The 17,252-nt window shown below is 60.8% G+C and carries 17 protein-coding genes; 9 read left to right on the top strand and 8 right to left on the bottom strand.

Annotated features, from left to right (window positions below):
- The first annotated feature begins 284 nt into the window (after positions 1-284).
- Positions 285-1,388 (top strand): choline metabolism transcriptional regulator GbdR, encoded by a 1,104-nt coding sequence (gene gbdR, locus ACA043_RS27230; RefSeq protein ID WP_007949927.1) that lies wholly within the window; start codon positions 285-287, stop codon positions 1,386-1,388.
- 113 nt (positions 1,389-1,501) lie between these two features.
- Here the strand turns inward: gbdR and ACA043_RS27225 are convergent, their stop codons facing one another.
- From ACA043_RS27225 to ACA043_RS27205, 5 genes are all read right to left on the bottom strand, one after another.
- Positions 1,502-1,765: a hypothetical protein gene (locus ACA043_RS27225; protein ID WP_103304375.1), complete on the bottom strand. Its 264-nt coding sequence runs from the start codon at positions 1,763-1,765 to the stop codon at positions 1,502-1,504.
- A 309-nt stretch (positions 1,766-2,074) separates the two neighbouring features.
- Positions 2,075-2,551 (bottom strand): thioesterase family protein, encoded by a 477-nt coding sequence (locus ACA043_RS27220; protein WP_497658234.1) that lies wholly within the window; start codon positions 2,549-2,551, stop codon positions 2,075-2,077.
- Between the two features lie 113 nt (positions 2,552-2,664).
- The gene (locus ACA043_RS27215; RefSeq protein WP_401270913.1) at positions 2,665-3,630 is read right to left on the bottom strand and encodes an L-carnitine dehydrogenase; all 966 of its coding nucleotides are present in this window, start codon (positions 3,628-3,630) and stop codon (positions 2,665-2,667) included.
- A gap of 228 nt (positions 3,631-3,858) precedes the next feature.
- On the bottom strand, positions 3,859-4,746 hold the full coding sequence (gene cdhC / locus ACA043_RS27210; RefSeq protein WP_093429893.1) for a 3-dehydrocarnitine:acetyl-CoA trimethylamine transferase CdhC: 888 nt from the start codon (positions 4,744-4,746) through the stop codon (positions 3,859-3,861).
- Between the two features lie 75 nt (positions 4,747-4,821).
- A complete protein-coding gene (locus tag ACA043_RS27205) occupies positions 4,822-5,766 on the bottom strand; it encodes a choline ABC transporter substrate-binding protein (RefSeq protein ID WP_401270909.1) in 945 nt (314 codons plus the stop codon).
- A gap of 192 nt (positions 5,767-5,958) precedes the next feature.
- Here ACA043_RS27205 and ACA043_RS27200 point away from each other — a divergent pair, with 192 nt between their 5' ends.
- Positions 5,959-6,903, top strand: coding sequence for a GlxA family transcriptional regulator (locus tag ACA043_RS27200; RefSeq protein WP_497658233.1), 945 nt, complete (start codon positions 5,959-5,961; stop codon positions 6,901-6,903).
- A gap of 141 nt (positions 6,904-7,044) precedes the next feature.
- On the opposite strand, the gene ACA043_RS27195 is transcribed toward ACA043_RS27200, so the two are convergent.
- From ACA043_RS27195 to ACA043_RS27185, 3 genes are all read right to left on the bottom strand, one after another.
- Positions 7,045-7,461, bottom strand: coding sequence for a DUF3010 family protein (locus ACA043_RS27195; protein ID WP_103304488.1), 417 nt, complete (start codon positions 7,459-7,461; stop codon positions 7,045-7,047).
- A gap of 28 nt (positions 7,462-7,489) precedes the next feature.
- The gene (locus ACA043_RS27190) at positions 7,490-7,813 is read right to left on the bottom strand and encodes a helix-turn-helix domain-containing protein (protein WP_497658232.1); all 324 of its coding nucleotides are present in this window, start codon (positions 7,811-7,813) and stop codon (positions 7,490-7,492) included.
- Positions 7,814-7,916: 103 nt separating this feature from the next.
- On the bottom strand, positions 7,917-8,318 hold the full coding sequence (locus ACA043_RS27185; RefSeq protein ID WP_489879355.1) for a lysozyme inhibitor LprI family protein: 402 nt from the start codon (positions 8,316-8,318) through the stop codon (positions 7,917-7,919).
- Between the two features lie 234 nt (positions 8,319-8,552).
- Here ACA043_RS27185 and ACA043_RS27180 point away from each other — a divergent pair, with 234 nt between their 5' ends.
- From ACA043_RS27180 to ACA043_RS27150, 7 genes are all read left to right on the top strand, one after another.
- Entirely contained in the window at positions 8,553-9,530 is a 978-nt protein-coding gene (locus ACA043_RS27180; RefSeq protein ID WP_194935229.1) for a dipeptidase, read from the top strand.
- A 77-nt stretch (positions 9,531-9,607) separates the two neighbouring features.
- Positions 9,608-10,138 (top strand): DUF5943 domain-containing protein, encoded by a 531-nt coding sequence (locus tag ACA043_RS27175; RefSeq protein WP_005792152.1) that lies wholly within the window; start codon positions 9,608-9,610, stop codon positions 10,136-10,138.
- A 15-nt stretch (positions 10,139-10,153) separates the two neighbouring features.
- Complete coding sequence (gene dgcA, locus ACA043_RS27170; protein ID WP_497658231.1) at positions 10,154-12,214, top strand: dimethylglycine demethylation protein DgcA; 2,061 nt, start codon at positions 10,154-10,156, stop codon at positions 12,212-12,214.
- A 164-nt stretch (positions 12,215-12,378) separates the two neighbouring features.
- Positions 12,379-14,328, top strand: coding sequence for a dimethylglycine demethylation protein DgcB (gene dgcB / locus ACA043_RS27165; protein ID WP_401270898.1), 1,950 nt, complete (start codon positions 12,379-12,381; stop codon positions 14,326-14,328).
- Positions 14,328-15,548: an electron transfer flavoprotein subunit alpha gene (gene etfA, locus ACA043_RS27160; protein ID WP_489879356.1), complete on the top strand. Its 1,221-nt coding sequence runs from the start codon at positions 14,328-14,330 to the stop codon at positions 15,546-15,548. The genes dgcB and etfA overlap by 1 nt, the downstream gene beginning before the upstream one ends.
- Positions 15,549-15,557: 9 nt before the next feature.
- Positions 15,558-16,328, top strand: a complete 771-nt coding sequence (gene etfB, locus ACA043_RS27155; protein ID WP_401270893.1) for an electron transfer flavoprotein subunit beta — start codon at positions 15,558-15,560, stop codon at positions 16,326-16,328.
- A 132-nt stretch (positions 16,329-16,460) separates the two neighbouring features.
- The gene (locus tag ACA043_RS27150; RefSeq protein WP_489879358.1) at positions 16,461-17,027 is read left to right on the top strand and encodes a GNAT family N-acetyltransferase; all 567 of its coding nucleotides are present in this window, start codon (positions 16,461-16,463) and stop codon (positions 17,025-17,027) included.
- Positions 17,028-17,252 lie beyond the last annotated feature (225 nt).

Raw genomic sequence — 17,252 nt, 5'->3', positions numbered from 1 at the left:
TCCCCGCCAACTGCGCGCAGGCCAGTTCCCACAAGTGCTACCGATTTGCTCACAGGCTACGGGGCAGGGCTTTCGCCATCGCTGATGGCACTTCGAAATACCTTTCGTCGGACGTCTCGAATAGACACGTCGCGACGTCGTTTTCAGGAGTTATTGAACGCTCATTCAATTTTAGGCATGGCAATTGCTCTGTCATAACAAAGCCCGTCTCCCGCATGAGTACGCGGCAATAACAAGAGCCTCCGCCTGAGGCCATCACCCGCTTTGTGTGAGGAGATACCGCGATGACGTCGTTCAACTCCGGGGCCCAACCCCAGAACCGTGCGCCTCAATCCATCGGCTTTCTGCTGCTGGACAATTTCACGCTGATTTCCCTGGCCTCTGCGGTAGAACCGCTACGCATGGCCAATCAATTGTCCGGTCGCGAGCTGTATCGCTGGAGCACCCTCACCGTCGATGGCGGCCAGGTGTGGGCCAGTGACGGTCTGCAAATCACCCCCGACGCCTCCATGCACAAAGCCCCGCCCCTGGACACCGTGATCGTCTGCGGCGGCATCGGCATTCAACGCACTGTTACCCGTGAACACGTCTCATGGCTGCAAAGCCAGGCGCGGCAGTCGAAGCGTCTCGGCGCCGTGTGCACCGGCAGTTGGGCGCTGGCCTGTGCCGGCCTGCTCGACGGTTTCGATTGCAGCGTGCACTGGGAATGTCTGGCGGCGATGCAGGAAGCTTTCCCGCGCGTGGCGATGAGCACTCGCCTGTTCACCCTCGACCGTAACCGGTTCACCAGCTCCGGCGGCACCGCGCCGCTGGACATGATGCTGCACCTGATCAGCCGCGATCACGGCCGTGAACTGTCCGCCGCAATCTCGGAGATGTTCGTCTACGAGCGCATCCGCAATGAGCAGGATCACCAGCGCGTGCCGCTCAAGCACATGCTCGGCACCAACCAGCCGAAGTTGCAGGAAATCGTCGCGTTGATGGAAGCGAATCTGGAAGAGCCGATTGATCTGGACGAACTGGCGGTGTACGTCGCCGTGTCGCGTCGACAGCTTGAGCGCCTGTTCCAGAAGTACCTGCACTGCTCGCCGTCACGCTACTACCTCAAGCTGCGTCTGATCCGCGCCCGGCAACTGCTCAAGCAGACGCCGATGTCGATCATCGAAGTGGCTTCGGTGTGTGGTTTCGTGTCGACGCCGCACTTCTCCAAGTGCTACCGCGAATACTTCGGCATTCCGCCGCGTGACGAGCGCGTGGGTTCCAATACGACACAGCAAGTGGCGATGCTGCCGCTGCCGCAGGCGATCGTGATGTCGCCGTTGTCGGGGCCGATGTCGGCGTTGAGCCAGGCGCGGAACGAGTCGACGTTTGCCAGCGTAAGGCTGTAGACCGAGGTGATGCTATCGCTGGCAAGCCAGCTCCCACAGGATCTGCGTCGGACACAAATTGTGTGTTCACCACAAATCCCTGTGTGAGCTGGCTTGCCAGCGATGACGGCCTGTCAGGCGCTATGTGTCTGTTGGTACTGCGCCAATGCCGGCAACAACTGCTTATCGATGGCCTGACGCACCGCCGGCTGAATGCTCGCGCCGCTGGTGTACATGTCCTTGACCATCTTGCGCAGTTCAAACGCGCGAACGTTATCCAGGCCACGCACCGCACACTCACAAGCCTGCTCCGCCGTGGAGCCGCTCGGCACTTGAAATCCCAATGCCTTGAGCTGGCCCAACAGGTCTTCCTGATCGATCAAATCGGCATACATCATGAGGCGAATCCTTCTTCGGCAACGGAGGTCGTGGCTCGATTCTCGTAGGCAAGGGGAGGGACGGCAAGGGCGATTTGTCGCAGTGGCCGCGACTGCTATGAACAGGTCGTTTTCGGCTAACTCGTCGTAAAGGGGAGTGGGCACACTGACCTCAGCTTGCAACACGAAGGTTTGGTCACCCTCGCACGGCAGCTCCTCAACAGTACCCTCTGCCCCGATCCTGTCACGGCTGGTATCGGGGCTTTTTTTGTCTGTGAGTCAGCGAAACCGATATCCGCAGCAACCTCTCATCTCGGTCGATAGAGGTTTTTACTTGGCGGGTGGCAGGGCGATGACGCGGCCGATGTAAGCGGGGGCGGGCAGGTCGGTCTGCTCGGCGACGATGGCTTGCAGGCGGCTCAGGGTGTCGACACTGAACGGCGCCGAACGCGGGCCGGCAAGGTCGACGTGGAGAAGCATTTGTTCGTTGCCGGCCAGTTCCTGGTCCTCTCCGACCTTATGCAGGCTGTGATAAAGGTGCAGGCGCTTGCTGTCGTGGCCGATGATTTGCGTGCGCACTTCGACGTCGGTGTCGAGCTTCACTTCATGCAGGTAATTGAGGTGCAGTTCGAGGGTGAACAGCGAGTTGCCGCTGGCTTCGCGGTTGTTGCTGTCCATGCCGAGACGGTCCATCAGGGCGTCGGTGGCGTAGCTGAAGATCAGCAGGTAGAAGGCATCGCGCAGATGGCCGTTATAGTCGACCCAGTCGGGGATGATGCGGGTTTGGTAGGTGGTGAGGTGGGGCATGGTTTGGATTCCGGCAGTTGGCGGGTCGTTAGGATCAAGAGCAACCCCCTCACCCCAGCCCTCTCCCCCAAGGGGGAGGGCTAGGGTGAGGGCAGCAGTTTGAAGCGGACGCATCACTCGCTGAAACTCATCCCATGCTTCTCCTTGGTAGCTTTCACCGCCTCAAGCACCGCCAGCAAACAATCATCACGATAGCGCTCCAGCGCCGAAATGCTGCGCTCGCCAAGCTGTTCACTGGTGCCATCCACCACGTCATCGATCAACTTGTCGGTCAACTCCGGCGCCGGCAGATACGTCCACGGCAACTGCAACGCCGGGCCGAATTGCGACATGAAGTGGCGCATGCCGGCATCGCCACCCGCCAGGGTGTAAGTCAGGAAAGTGCCCATGAACGACCAGCGCAAACCGGCGCCAAAACGGATCGCATCGTCGATCTCGCCGGTAGTCGCCACGCCATCGTTGACCAGGTGTAGCGCCTCGCGCCACAGCGCTTCGAGCAAGCGGTCGGCGATGAAGCCCGGAACTTCCTTGCGCACATGCAGCGGACGCATGCCGAGGGATTCGTAGACTTTCATCGCCGCTTGCACGGCTTCGGGCGCGGTGTTTTTGCCACCGACCACTTCGACTAGCGGCAGGAGGTAAACCGGGTTGAACGGATGACCGACCACACAGCGTTCCGGGTGCGTCGAACTCTCGTAAAACTCACTCGGCAACAGGCCCGAAGTACTCGATCCAATCAAAGCATTGGGCTTGGCCGCTGCGCTGATTTTGCTGTGCAGTTCCAGTTTCAGTTCCAGGCGTTCCGGGGCGCTTTCCTGAATGAAATCGGCATCGCACACGCATTCTTCGATGGTCGCGACAAAACGCAGGCGATCTTGGGATGCGCCCGGCGCCAGGCCGCTTTTCTCCAGTGCGCCCCAGGCATTGGCCACGCGTTTGCGCAGTGCCGCTTCAGCGCCGGGCGCCGGGTCCCAGGCCACCACATCGAGGCCGTGGGCGAGGGCGCGGGCAACCCAGCCGCTGCCGATGACACCGCTGCCCAACGCGGCGAAGGTTTTGATTTCGGTGATAAAGCTCATGGCGATTTCCTGAGAGAGTTCGGTGATCCCTGTGGAAACTCTGTTCTTGTGACGAGGGGATTTAGCGAAACGTCGCACCGCCCCGATCGGCTGCCAAGCAGTCGTAAAACCAGCACCCTCGGTCTATCTGATGCCCCGGGTTGTCAGGTTTTGGGGCGGCTTCGCCACCCATCGGGGATAAATCCCCTCACCACAAAATTTATGTTCACAGGGGAGAAAGGGTGAGGTTCAGCCGCGCTGGGTCAGGCCCATCTTCTTGCGGCCTTCCGCCGGGGTCAGTACCCGGGCACCGAGGCGGCTGAGGATCTCGGTGGCGCGTTCGACCAATTGACCGTTGGTCGCCAGCACGCCCTTGTCCAGCCACAGGTTGTCTTCCAGGCCGACCCGAACGTTGCCGCCGAGCAACACTGCTTGCGCGGCCATCGGCATCTGCATGCGGCCGATACCAAACCCGGCCCACACCGCGTCCGCCGGCAGGTTGTCGACCATGGCTTTCATGGTGGTGGTGTCGGCCGGCGCGCCCCACGGGATGCCCAGGCACAGCTGAAACAACGGGTTGTCGAGCAAGCCTTCCTTGATCATCTGCTTGGCGAACCACAGGTGACCGGTGTCGAAAATTTCCAGTTCCGCTTTCACGCCCAACTCGGTAATGCGCTTGGCGCCTGCCCGCAGCTGAGCCGGGGTCGAAACGTAAATGGTGTCGCCATCGCCGAAGTTGAGGGTGCCGCAATCGAGGGTGCAGATTTCCGGCAGCAATGCTTCAACGTGAGCCAGGCGCGTCAGCGGGCCGACCAGATCGGTGTTCGGGCCGAACTCCATCGGATTCTCGCCAGCGCCGATCTCCAGGTCGCCGCCCATGCCGGCGGTGAGGTTGACGATGATGTCGACGTCCGCCTCGCGGATGCGCTCCATCACTTCGCGGTACAGCGCCACGTCACGGCTGAACTTGCCGGTCTGTGGATCGCGCACATGGCAGTGCACAACGGTGGCGCCGGCCTTGGCCGCTTCTACGGCGGCTGCGGCGATCTGTTTCGGGGTGACCGGCACGTGGGGGCTCTTGGCGGTCGTGTCGCCAGCACCGGTAAGTGCGCAGGTGATGATGACGTCGTGGTTCATGAGGCAGTTTCCTTCAGGCGTGATGGGTCTGTTCGCAGCCCTTGCCGGACTGCGAAGCGATGATTCAGTGGTGGGTTATTGGCTGGTGAGTTGCAGGTTTTCAGCGGCTGGTTTGCCGTCGAAAGTGGTCACACCTTCGAGCCAGCGCTGTTTGTCTTGCGGGTGATCCTTGAGCCATTGCCTGGCCGACTCAAAGGCGTCCTTGTGATCGAGCAGCGGCTGCATCATCCGGCTCTCGTCTTCGGCGGTGAACGTCAGGTTGCTCAGCAGGCGACCGATGTTCGGACATTGCTCGGCGTATTTCGGTGCGGTGACCGTCCACACCGTGGCCATGCCTTCGTTCGGGCCGAGCGCGTCGTCGCTGCCGGTGAGGTAGGTCATCTTGACGTTGACGTTCATCGGGTGCGGCGCCCAGCCAAAGAACACCACGGCCTCTTTGCGGCGCACGGCGCGATCGACGGCGGCAAGCATGCCGGCCTCGCTGGACTCGACCAACTGGAACTTGCCGAGGCCGAACTGGTTTTTTGTGATCATTGCCTTGATTTGGGTATTGGCGCCCGAACCCGGCTCGATGCCGTAGATCTTGCCGCCCAGTTCTTTCTCGAACTTGGCGATGTCGGCGAACGTCTTCAGGCCCTTGTCGGCCAGATAGGTCGGCACGGCGAGGGTGGCGCGGGCGTCTTTGAGGCTCGGTGCGTCGAGGACTTTGACCTGATTGGCATCGACGAACGGGGTGATGGTCTGGGTCATCAACGGGTTCCAGTAGCCGAGGAACAAGTCCAGACGCTGGTCGCGGATCCCGGCAAAGATGATTTGCTGGGACGCGCTGGTTTGTTTGGTGCTGTAGCCGAGGCCGTCGAGCAGCACCTGGGTCATGGCACTGGTGGCGATCACGTCGGTCCAGTTGACCACGCCCATGCGCACGTTCTGGCAAGACGCGGGTTCGGCCGCCATGACGCTGGCGCTCAAGAAAGCGGTACCGCTGAGTGCAAGAACACAGCTGCTGATCAGTCGTTTCATGTCGGGTTCCTCGGCAGGTCGTTTATTGTGAGTTCCGGCATCTGGCGTGCCGGTGATGCAAAGTTACGCAGCTATACGCCCTTGAAAGCGCACTGCGGCGACTGGCATTTGCACTGTAGCGACCTGTGCGCTTGAACGCTGACGACAATCGGCGTATCAACGATCCACGCTACCCGCCGACCGAGTGCGCACATGTCCCAGGATTTCTACTTTTTGCTGATGCCGGGGTTCTCCGCCATCGGCTTTATTTCCGCGATCGAACCGCTGCGTGTGGCCAACCGCTTTCGTGGCGAGTTGTACCGCTGGCATGTGCTGAGCGCTGACGGCGGGGCGGTGCTGGCGAGTAACGGCATGTCGGTCAACGCCGACGCGGCGTTGGAGCCGCTGAAGAAAGGCGCGACGTTGTTGGTGGTGGCCGGCTTCGAACCGCTGAAGTTCGCCACGCCGACGCTGGAGCATTGGCTGCGGCGGCTGGACAACGAAGGCGTGACCCTCGGCGCCATCGACACCGGCAGTTTCGTCCTCGCCGAGGCTGGCCTGCTCGATGGTCATCGCCTGACCCTGCACTGGGAAGCCATCGACGCCTTCAAGGAATCTTATCCACAGCTCAGCGTGACCCAGGAGCTGTTCGAAATCGACCGTCGACGGATCACCTCGGCCGGCGGCACCGCCTCCATCGACTTGATGCTCGACCTGATCGCCCAGGCCCACGGCCCACAACTGGCGATTCAGGTCAGCGAACAGTTTGTGTTGGGGCGAATTCGCCCGCGCAAAGACCACCAACGCATGGAAGTCGCCACGCGCTACGGCATCAGCAACAAGAAGCTGGTTCAGGTGATTGGCGAGATGGAACAACACAGCGAACCGCCGCTGACCACGTTGGCGTTGGCGGAATCGATCAAAGTGACCCGGCGCCAACTTGAGCGCTTGTTTCGGCTGCATCTGAACGACACGCCGAGCAATTTCTATCTGCGTTTAAGGTTGGAAAAGGCCCGGCAGTTGTTGCGCCAGACCGACATGAGCGTGCTGGAAGTCAGCATTGCCTGCGGGTTTGAATCTCCGTCGTATTTTACCCGCAGCTACCGGGCGAAGTTCGCACGCTGTCCCCGGGAAGACCGGCGAATCGCACAGGCCTGATATTTCAGCAACACCAGATAAACCTGTGGGAGCGGGCTTGCCCGCGATGAGGCCGGCATATCCAACATTGATATTGACTGACCCACCGTCATCGCGGGCAAGCCCGCTCCCACAGGGATCAATGTAATGTCGGGAATGTGTTCACTTCTTCACCAACGCCGAACACGCCGCCTTGTAAGCCTCATGCTGATACTTGTTCAGCGTCCCCGGCAGTTCAAAATTGTGCTTCTTGGCCTGGGCATTGATCGTCTGCGGTGACAACAACGTCACCTCGCAGCCATCAAGCAACTGAAACACACCCTCTATCTTGAACGTGGTCGGCCCGCCGGCAAACTCGCCCTTCTTGCTGCGCTTCTTGATCGCGATCCGGTCAATCGAATTCTCCCGCACAAACGACGCCACCTGCGCGGCGAAGCGCTTGACGTTGGCCGCCTCGTCGTCATCGTCGAGGGCGATTTTCTTGGTGCTGAGGGCGACGTGACTCAGGGTCGAACCGTCGAGAGCGGCCACGGCGATGATCGCTTCGCTGCCTTTGATTTCAATGCCGCAGATGTTCATGGGAATTCCTTTGAATGAAGAGGGCAGCCTACAACTCAAGTTGATTGGCCGTGATGCCGAATGCTGCTGCAATTTTCTCGCGGGTCGTCCTGCGTGGCTTCGCTACCGTTTCCTGTTGAGCGAACGCCGGCTGGGAAATTCCCAGACGTTTCGCCACTTCTTCCTGAGTCAGGTTCAGGTGTTCGCGCCAGGCGCGGATCGGTGTCGCCCCGTCGACCATTCGACTGACCACCTCATGCGGGATCAGATCGGGCTGCATTTTCTGTGCGACGTATTGAGCGTAGGGAATGACTACGAAGGCGGGGTTACCCTCGGCATCGTTGATGATTTGGATGTCGGCAGATTGATTCATGGCAGTGGAAATATAAGTCTTTTATAAGATTTTCAGATCTTTACTTATATTTTCCAGGCGGCCAATCAACAACGTTTGTCAGCATGTTGCCGAACTTCCAGGATTACTCCTGCCCAATCGACTCCAAAAACTCCGACCGCTCATCGCTCATCCGCGCCACACAGTCATTTTGCGCAATCTTGAACGCCTTGCTGCCTTCGGTGGCCGGGAATGCTTCCACCGCGCAATCGGCGTCGCGGGTTTTCAGCCACTGCTGCTGGGCAGTCTTCAGCTTGGCGGTGATGTCGGCCAGCTGCGCCGGGTTCTTGCCGTACGCGGTTTGCATGCGTTCGGCGAGGCTGGCGTAGTTGTCCTTGAGCAGGTCTTCGGCGGTGGTACGGCTGTAGGTCGAGCATTCCAGGGTCTGGACGTCGCTTTCGACTGCGTCGCACGGGTTGTTGTCGGACTCTTCAGCGGCGTGTACGCCGGTCGCAATCAAAGCCAAAGCCAGGAAGATCGATTTCATTGATGTCGCCGCTCTAATCCAGTGGTGTTTCCAAGATGCGGGAGATTCTGGCTCAAGCTTGCAGGCTTGAACAGGTGGCTGGTCGGGCCGCTTGGTGACCCTTTGTCGCGGATTGACGCTTTCGGCAATTCCCCTGTCGTTTTTGCACCCGGTCGCCCCGGCACCGAGGCATATGCTGGCCCCAAAGCGCCGGCAGACGATTCGGCGCATGAATCGCCAATAAGGGGACGCCTGATGAGCCCAGCCGAATTACACGCCGACAGCATCGTTATCGACGGTCTGATCATTGCCAAATGGAACCGTGAGCTGTTCGAAGACATGCGCAAGGGCGGTCTGACGGCGGCCAACTGCACCGTGTCGGTGTGGGAAGGCTTTCAGGCGACCGTGAACAACATCGCTGCCAGCCAGAAGCTGATCCGCGAAAACAGCGACCTGGTGATGCCGGTACGCACCACCGCCGACATTCGTCGCGCTAAAGAGCAGGGCAAGACCGGCATCCTGTTCGGCTTCCAGAATGCCCACGCGTTTGAAGACCAGATCGGCTATGTCGAGGTGTTCAAGCAGCTCGGCGTCGGCATCGTGCAGATGTGCTACAACACCCAGAACCTGGTCGGCACCGGTTGCTACGAGCGTGACGGCGGCCTGTCGGGCTTCGGTCGCGAGATCGTCGCCGAGATGAACCGCGTTGGCGTGATGTGCGACCTGTCCCACGTCGGCTCCAAGACCTCCGAGGAAGTCATCCTCGAATCGAAAAAACCGGTCTGCTATTCCCACTGCCTGCCGTCGGGGCTCAAGGAGCACCCGCGCAACAAGTCCGATGAAGAGCTCAAGTTCATTGCCGACCACGGCGGTTTCGTCGGCGTGACCATGTTCGCGCCGTTCCTCGCCAAGGGCATCGATTCGACCATCGACGACTACGCCGAAGCCATCGAATATGTGATGAACATCGTTGGCGAAGATTCCATTGGCATCGGCACCGACTTCACTCAGGGCCATGGCCAGGACTTCTTCGAATACCTGACCCACGACAAGGGTTACGCCCGCCGTCTGACCAGCTTCGGCAAGATCATCAACCCGCTGGGCATCCGCACCGTCGGCGAGTTCCCGAACCTGACTGAAACCCTGCTCAAGCGTGGCCACTCCGAGCGCGTGGTACGCAAGATCATGGGCGAGAACTGGGTGAACGTCCTGAAGGACGTCTGGGGCGAATAAGCCGCTGCACTTCTGAATCCTTTCCTCCGGCCGTCCGCGCCGGGGCAACAAACCAAATTTTCTGGAGTTAAGTTTCCATGGCCAAGATCGCCCCGCAATTGCCAATCGAAGTCGACAGCGAGACCGGTGTCTGGACCTCCGACGCCCTGCCGATGCTGTACGTGCCGCGCCACTTTTTCGTCAACAACCACATGGGCATCGAAGAAGTGCTGGGCGCCGACGCCTACGCCGAAATCCTCTACAAGGCCGGCTACAAGTCCGCCTGGCACTGGTGTGAAAAAGAAGCCGAATGCCACGGTCTGGAAGGCGTTGCGGTGTTCGAGCACTACATGAAGCGCCTGTCGCAACGCGGCTGGGGTCTGTTCAAGATCCAGGACATCGACCTCGACAAAGGCACCGCCAGCGTCAAGCTCGAACACTCGGCGTTCGTCTACGTCTACGGCAAGGTCGGGCGCAAGGTCGACTACATGTTCACCGGTTGGTTTGCCGGTGCCATGGATCAGATTCTTGAGGCTCGCGGCAGCAAGATCCGCACCGTTGCCGAGCAAGTCTACGGTGGCTCCGAAGAAGGCCACGACGACGGCCTGTTCACCGTCAAGCCGTTGTAAGTCGAGGAACCCGCCATGGCTTTCGAAGCAATGTTCCAGCCGATCCAGATCGGCAAACTGACCATCCGCAACCGCGTGCTCAGTACCGCGCACGCCGAGGTCTACGCGACCGACGGCGGCATGACCACCGATCGCTACGTCAAATACTACGAAGAGAAAGCCAAGGGCGGCATCGGCCTGGCGATTTGCGGTGGCTCCTCCAGCGTGGCCATCGACAGCCCGCAAGGCTGGTGGAAATCGGTCAACCTGGCAGACGACCGGATCATCCCGCACTTCCAGAATCTGGCCGACGCCATGCACAAGCATGGCGCCAAGATCATGATCCAGATTACCCACATGGGCCGTCGCTCGCGTTGGGACGGCGAGCACTGGCCGACCCTGCTGTCGCCGTCGGGTATCCGTGAACCGGTGCACCGCGCAACCTGCAAAACCATCGAGCCGGAAGAAATCTGGCGGGTGATCGGCAACTACGCCACCGCTGCCGCGCGGGCCAAGGCTGGCGGGCTGGACGGCGTTGAACTGTCGGCTGTGCACCAGCACATGATCGACCAGTTCTGGAGCCCGCGCGTCAACAAACGCACCGACGAATGGGGCGGCAGCTTCGAGAACCGCATGCGTTTCGGTCTGGAAGTGCTCAAGGCTGTGCGCAAGGAAGTCGGCGACGATTTCTGCGTCGGTATTCGTCTGTGCGGTGACGAGTTCCACCCGGACGGCTTGTCCCACGAAGACATGAAGCAGATCGCCAAGTATTACGACGACACCGGCATGATCGACTTCATCGGCGTGGTCGGTTCGGGTTGTGACACCCACAACACCCTGGCCAACGTTATCCCCAACATGAGTTATCCACCGGAGCCGTTCCTGCACTTGGCCGCCGGGATCAAGGAAGTGGTGAAAGCGCCGGTGCTGCACGCGCAGAACATCAAGGACCCGAACCAGGCCACGCGCATTCTGGAAGGCGGTTACGTCGACATGGTCGGCATGACCCGCGCGCATATTGCCGACCCGCACCTGATCGCCAAGATCAAGATGGGCCAGATCGACCAGATCAAACAGTGCGTCGGCGCCAACTATTGCATCGACCGTCAGTACCAAGGGCTGGATGTGCTGTGCATCCAGAACGCCGCGACCTCCCGTGAATACATGGGCGTACCGCACATCATCGAGAAGTCCACGGGCGTCAAACGCAAAGTGGTGGTGGTCGGTGCCGGCCCGGCCGGAATGGAAGCGGCGCGCGTATCCGCTGAGCGTGGCCACGACGTGACCCTGTTCGAGAAGAAAGACTTCATCGGCGGGCAGATCACCACGGCTTCGAAAGCACCACAGCGCGACCAGATCGCCGGCATCACCCGCTGGTTCCAGCTGGAACTGGCGCGCTTGAAAGTCGATCTGCGTTTGGGCACGGCTGCCGACGCGGCGACCATCCTCGATCTGCGTCCGGACGTAGTCGTGCTGGCGGTCGGCGGGCATCCGTTCCTTGAGCAGAACGAACACTGGGGCGCTGCCGAAGGGCTGGTGGTCAGCAGTTGGGACGTGCTCGACGGCAAGGTCGCGCCGGGCAAGAACGTGCTGGTCTACGACACCATTTGCGAGTTCACCGGGATGTCGGTTGCCGACTTCCTCGCTGACAAGGGCAGCCAGGTCGAGATCGTCACCGACGACATCAAGCCCGGCGTGGCCATTGGCGGTACGTCGTTCCCGACCTACTACCGCAGCATGTACCCGAAAGAAGTGATCATGACCGGCGACATGATGCTGGAGAAGGTCTACCGCGAAGGCGACAAACTGGTCGCCGTGCTGGAGAACGAATACACCGGCGCCAAAGAGGAGCGGGTGGTCGATCAGGTGGTGGTGGAAAACGGCGTGCGTCCGGATGAAGAGCTGTATTACGGGCTCAAGGACGGTTCGCGCAACAAGGGCCAGATCGACATCGACGCACTGTTCGCGATCAAGCCGCAGCCATCGCTGAGTACCACGGGTGACGGCTACTTGTTGTTCCGCATCGGCGATTGCGTGGCGCAGCGTAATACCCACGCTGCGATCTACGACGCACTGCGCCTCTGCAAGGATTTCTAAGCTGCTGAACTGATCGTTCCCACGCTCTGCGTGGGAATGCCGCAATGGACGCTCCGCGTCCGCTTTGGGGCGCGAAGCGTCCCGGGATGCATTCCCACGCAGAGCGTGGGAACGATCATCGAACGCCCGTGTTTCTCCAGGCTGTACTGGTGGGAGCTTCACCTATGTTGAACACCCTTCTTCCAATCCTGTTGTTCGCAGCCCTGGGCCTTGGTGTCCTCGGCGCGTTGCGGCGGGTGGCCATGTGGCGTCGGGGCCGAGCCTCGAAGGTCGACCTGATCGGTGGCCTGTTCGCCATGCCCAAGCGTTACATGGTCGACTTGCACCATGTGGTGGCGCGGGACAAATACATCGCCAACACCCACGTGGCCACGGCCGGCGGTGCGGTGGCGTCGATCGTGCTGGCGATTCTGGTGCACGGTTTCGGCCTGCATAACCGCATCCTCGGCTATGCGTTGCTGCTGATGACGGCGGTGATGTTCGTCGGCGCGATCTTCGTTTACCTGCGTCGACGTAACCCGCCGGCACGGTTGTCGAAAGGCCCGTGGATGCGCTTGCCGAAAAGCCTGCTGGCGTTCTCGGCGTCGTTCTTTCTGGTGACCTTGCCGGTGGCCGGGATCCTCCCGGAAAACTTCGGCGGCTGGATATTGGCGGTGATTCTCGGCGTCGGTGTGCTGTGGGGCGTGTCGGAATTGTTCTTCGGCATGACCTGGGGCGGGCCGATGAAACACGCCTTCGCCGGTGCCCTGCACCTGGCGTGGCACCGTCGCGCCGAGCGTTTTGGCGGCGGTCGGTCGACCGGTTTGAAGCCGCTGGACCTCAACGATCCCTCCGCGCCGCTGGGCGTGGAAAAACCCAGGGATTTCACCTGGAACCAGTTGCTCGGCTTCGACGCCTGCGTGCAGTGCGGCAAGTGCGAAGCGGCGTGCCCGGCCTTCGCTGCCGGCCAGCCGCTGAACCCGAAAAAGCTGATTCAGGACATGGTCGTCGGCCTCGCTGGCGGCACTGACGCCAACTTCGCTGGCAGTCCGTATCCGGGCAAACCGATTGGCGAGCATTCAGGTAATCCACATCAACCGATCGTTAACGGTCTGGTCGATGCCGAAACCCTGTGGTCGTGCACCACTTGCCGCGCCTGCGTCGAGGAGTGTCCGATGATGATCGAGCACGTCGACGCCATCGTCGACATGCGCCGTCACCTCACGCTGGAAAAAGGCGCGACGCCGAACAAGGGCGCCGAAGTCCTGGAAAACCTGATCGCCACCGACAACCCCGGCGGTTTCGCTCCGGGTGGGCGGATGAACTGGGCGGCGGATCTGAACCTCAATTTGCTGAGCGAAAAGAAATCCACCGACGTGCTGTTCTGGGTTGGCGACGGCGCTTTCGACATGCGCAACCAGCGCACCCTGCGTGCATTCGTCAAAGTGCTGAAAGCGGCCAAGGTCGACTTCGCGGTACTGGGTCTCGAAGAACGCGACAGCGGCGACGTAGCCCGCCGTTTGGGTGATGAAGCAACCTTCCAGTTGTTGGCCAAACGCAACATCCAGACCTTGGCCAAATACAGCTTCAACCGCATCGTTACCTGCGATCCGCACAGTTTCCATGTGCTGAAAAACGAATACGGCGCCTTTGATGGCAACTACCTGGTGCAGCATCACAGCACCTATATGGCTGAAATCATTGAGGCCGGCGCGCTCAACCTCGGTCAGCACAAAGGCAACAGCGTGACCTATCACGATCCGTGCTACCTCGGCCGCTACAACGGCGAGTACGAGGCGCCGCGTGAAGTTCTGCGCGCGCTGGGTATCGAAGTGAAAGAGATGCAACGTTCCGGCTTCCGTTCGCGCTGCTGCGGCGGCGGTGGCGGTGCGCCGATCACCGACATTCCGGGCAAGCAACGCATCCCCGATATGCGCATGGACGACATCCGCGAGACCGGCGCCGAGCTGGTGGCCGTGGGTTGTCCACAGTGCACGGCGATGCTCGAAGGCGTGGTCGAACCGCGTCCGCTGATCAAGGACATCGCTGAACTGGTGGCCGACGCCCTGCTTGAAGACGCCGCGCCAGGCAAGCCGACTGCGCCGGCCAAACGTGAACCTGCGGAGGCCCACTGATGAGCGACATTATCCGCCGCGACCCGCGTGCCGAATGGATTGCGCGTAACCGTTTGCATCCATTGCACGCGGCCATGCAACCGGCGCAGCACAGCTGGATGGGCCCCAATGGCGTCATTCGCAAGAATCTGCACGGCATTGGTTTTATCGGCCCCAACGGCATCAAACGCATTGATCGCAGCGGCGCGCAGCAGGGCGGGGCGGTCAAACGCTCGGCCACGGTTGAGGTGCAACTGCCACTGCATCAAGTGCCGGCCCCGGCGTTCTACATCAGCGTGGTGCCGGACATGGTCGGCGGCCGCTTGAGCAGCCATGATCGCGATTTGCTCGGCCTCGCGCATCAACTGGCCGGCAAGGACGGCGCGGTGTTGGCCGTGGTCTTCGGCGAGCACAAGGAAAATGCCTTCGCCACCGCAGGTGTCGATCGCTTGCTGGTGCTGGCGGGCGAGGAATTCAGCGGTTACGCACCGGAGCAGCGTGTGCAAGGTTTGCGCGCTGTGGATAACCAGTTCAACCCGCGTCACTGGCTACTGCCGGACAGCCGTAGCGGTGGCGGTGAACTCGGTCGACGCTTTGCTGCAGCATTGGGCGAACGCCCGGCGACACGTGTGTGGCAGGTCAAGGATCAGGAATGCATCGGCCGCGCTGGCGCGGGTCTGCAGGATTTGGCCCGTCCCGTTGCGCGGTTGATTCTGGCCTCGGCCGAATGTGCCGAACCTGTCAGCGAAACCCGTCACGAAGCGCTGCCCGTGGAGTTATCCACAAGCGTCGCGCGCAGCTTGTCGAGGATCGAAGATCTCGGTGCTGTGGCAGTCGATCCGGCGGCGATTCCAATGGCCGAAGCCGAGTTCATTTTCTCCGGCGGTAACGGGGTCAAGGACTGGGCGCTATTCCACCAGACCGCCGCTGCACTGGGCGCCACCGAAGGCGCGTCGCGGGTGGCGGTGGACGACGGCTTCATGGCGCGCGACCGGCAGGTCGGCGCGTCCGGCACCTGGGTCACCGCGCGGGTGTATGTCGCCGTGGGGATTTCCGGAGCGATCCAGCACCTGCAAGGCATCGGTGCCTGCGACAAAGTCGTGGCGATCAACCTCGATCCGGGTTGCGACATGATCAAACGCGCGGACCTGTCGGTGATTGGCGAGAGCGCGGAGATTCTTCAGGCCTTGATCGCGGCGGTTGAGGCTTACCGCAACGACGCCAAGCGCGATGCGGCTTAAGGAACGGCTATGAACACAAAAATCATCAGTTTGGTTTCAATCGGCGCCCACCCGACCTCCGGCCGGCCACGCCGCGCCGAACAGGATGCCCGTGCCGTGGAGCTGGGCCTGCAACTGGCTGGGGATAACCTGCAAGTGCTGCATGCCGGCGATGTTGCGGAACCCGCATTGCGCGCCTATCTGGGCATGGGCCTTGAGCAGATGCATGTGCTGGAACAACCGGCAGGCGCCGATGCATTGCCGGCACTGACCGCGTATCTACGTGATGCCGGTGCGCAGGTCGTGCTGACCGGTAGCCAGGCTGAAACCGGTGAAGGCTCGGGGATGCTGCCTTTTCTGCTGGCCGAAGGCCTGGGCTGGCCGCTGGTGGTGGGGTTGGCGCAGGTTGAGTCGATCAATGACGGTTCGGCGCTGGTGCTGCAAGCGTTGCCGCGCGGGCAGCGGCGGCGGTTGAAGGTGCGGCTGCCGTTTCTGGCGACTGTGGATAACGCCGCACCGAAGCCTCGGCAGAGTGCGTATGGGCCGGCACGTCGCGGTGAGTTGAATGCCGAAGACGTGGAGGTGCTGGACGACGAATTGCTCGCGGTAGCGACATTGCAACCGGCCAAGCCTCGGCCGAAACGCTTGAAAGTGATCAAGGCCAAGAGTGGCGCTGATCGGATGAAGGCTGCTACGGCCAAGGCCAGTGGCGGCGGTGGGCAGGTGTTGAAAGGGGTGACTGCCCAGGCCGGGGCTGAGGCGATTCTCAAGTTGCTGATTGAGGAGGGTGTTGTCCGCTGAGGCACCGAGCATTTCCTGCGGGCGATGACATGACAGGCAGTCATTGACTGACATGTAAAGTCGTCGAATGCAGGTTGTCGAGGGTTTCAAACGCGGGTTAAAACAACGCTCAAGCCATAAGGAGTCAAGTGAATGACTGTTGAGTTTCGACCTGCGCGGCGTACGGATGCGCGTGAGATTGCCCGCTTGTTCCAGATTTCCTCGGAGGGGGCTGCGGATTACATCTGGAGTCAGTTGGCCGAGCCTGGGGAAGCGCTACTGGATGTCGGTGCACGTCGATATGCCCGCGAAGATGTCGACTTTTCTTTTCAGAACTGCCTCATCGCTGAAGCCGACGGCCGCGTCGTCGGGATGATGCACAGTTATGCCACACACGAAAATCCTGATCCGACACCCCCTACCGATCCGGTGCTGGCGCCTTACGCCGATATGGAGGTTGCGGACACGCTCTACATCTCCAGCCTGGCGCTGCACGAAGGCTGGCGTAATCAGGGCTTGGGCGTGCAGTTTCTTGAGTATGCTCAGGCGCGTGCAGAACGCTTGGCGCTCAACGGTTTGAGCCTGATCGACTATGCCGCCAATACCGGCGCAAAAAGATTTTATGAAAGGCATGGTTTCGCCATCGTCAAAACCTGTCAGGTGACGCCTCACCCAATGATCCGGGTGACGGGTGACGCCTATCTGATGCATCGTGCTTGATACCTGCGAACAACATACGGTTTGAGGCCACGTTACCCACAATCCCTGTTGGCCAATCTGTGGATAACGTGTTCGCCCATCCCTGCACCCCACGCCAATCAAGCCCTGCAAGGCGCAGATCAAAAAACAACCAGCCTAACTAACGGTTTTTCCACGCTTTTTTCGCTGGAAAACTGCGCAAGTTGCCCCCAATCTCTGTTGGCGCTTCTGTGGATAAGATGTTCG

This window comes from Pseudomonas sp. LBUM1648 (genome assembly GCF_059716145.1).
This window is presented reverse-complemented; position numbering and strand designations above follow the sequence as displayed.

Excerpts from the sequence above, each read along its gene's own strand:
- gbdR (WP_007949927.1), top strand. The coding sequence starts at position 285 with ATGACGTCGTTCAACTCCGGGGCCCAACCCCAGAACCGTGCGCCTCAA.
- ACA043_RS27225 (WP_103304375.1), bottom strand. The coding sequence starts at position 1,765 with ATGATGTATGCCGATTTGATCGATCAGGAAGACCTGTTGGGCCAGCTC.
- ACA043_RS27220 (WP_497658234.1), bottom strand. The coding sequence starts at position 2,551 with ATGCCCCACCTCACCACCTACCAAACCCGCATCATCCCCGACTGGGTC.
- ACA043_RS27215 (WP_401270913.1), bottom strand. The coding sequence starts at position 3,630 with ATGAGCTTTATCACCGAAATCAAAACCTTCGCCGCGTTGGGCAGCGGT.
- cdhC (WP_093429893.1), bottom strand. The coding sequence starts at position 4,746 with ATGAACCACGACGTCATCATCACCTGCGCACTTACCGGTGCTGGCGAC.
- ACA043_RS27205 (WP_401270909.1), bottom strand. The coding sequence starts at position 5,766 with ATGAAACGACTGATCAGCAGCTGTGTTCTTGCACTCAGCGGTACCGCT.
- ACA043_RS27200 (WP_497658233.1), top strand. The coding sequence starts at position 5,959 with ATGTCCCAGGATTTCTACTTTTTGCTGATGCCGGGGTTCTCCGCCATC.
- ACA043_RS27195 (WP_103304488.1), bottom strand. The coding sequence starts at position 7,461 with ATGAACATCTGCGGCATTGAAATCAAAGGCAGCGAAGCGATCATCGCC.
- ACA043_RS27190 (WP_497658232.1), bottom strand. The coding sequence starts at position 7,813 with ATGAATCAATCTGCCGACATCCAAATCATCAACGATGCCGAGGGTAAC.
- ACA043_RS27185 (WP_489879355.1), bottom strand. The coding sequence starts at position 8,318 with ATGAAATCGATCTTCCTGGCTTTGGCTTTGATTGCGACCGGCGTACAC.
- ACA043_RS27180 (WP_194935229.1), top strand. The coding sequence starts at position 8,553 with ATGAGCCCAGCCGAATTACACGCCGACAGCATCGTTATCGACGGTCTG.
- ACA043_RS27175 (WP_005792152.1), top strand. The coding sequence starts at position 9,608 with ATGGCCAAGATCGCCCCGCAATTGCCAATCGAAGTCGACAGCGAGACC.
- dgcA (WP_497658231.1), top strand. The coding sequence starts at position 10,154 with ATGGCTTTCGAAGCAATGTTCCAGCCGATCCAGATCGGCAAACTGACC.
- dgcB (WP_401270898.1), top strand. The coding sequence starts at position 12,379 with ATGTTGAACACCCTTCTTCCAATCCTGTTGTTCGCAGCCCTGGGCCTT.
- etfA (WP_489879356.1), top strand. The coding sequence starts at position 14,328 with ATGAGCGACATTATCCGCCGCGACCCGCGTGCCGAATGGATTGCGCGT.
- etfB (WP_401270893.1), top strand. The coding sequence starts at position 15,558 with ATGAACACAAAAATCATCAGTTTGGTTTCAATCGGCGCCCACCCGACC.
- ACA043_RS27150 (WP_489879358.1), top strand. The coding sequence starts at position 16,461 with ATGACTGTTGAGTTTCGACCTGCGCGGCGTACGGATGCGCGTGAGATT.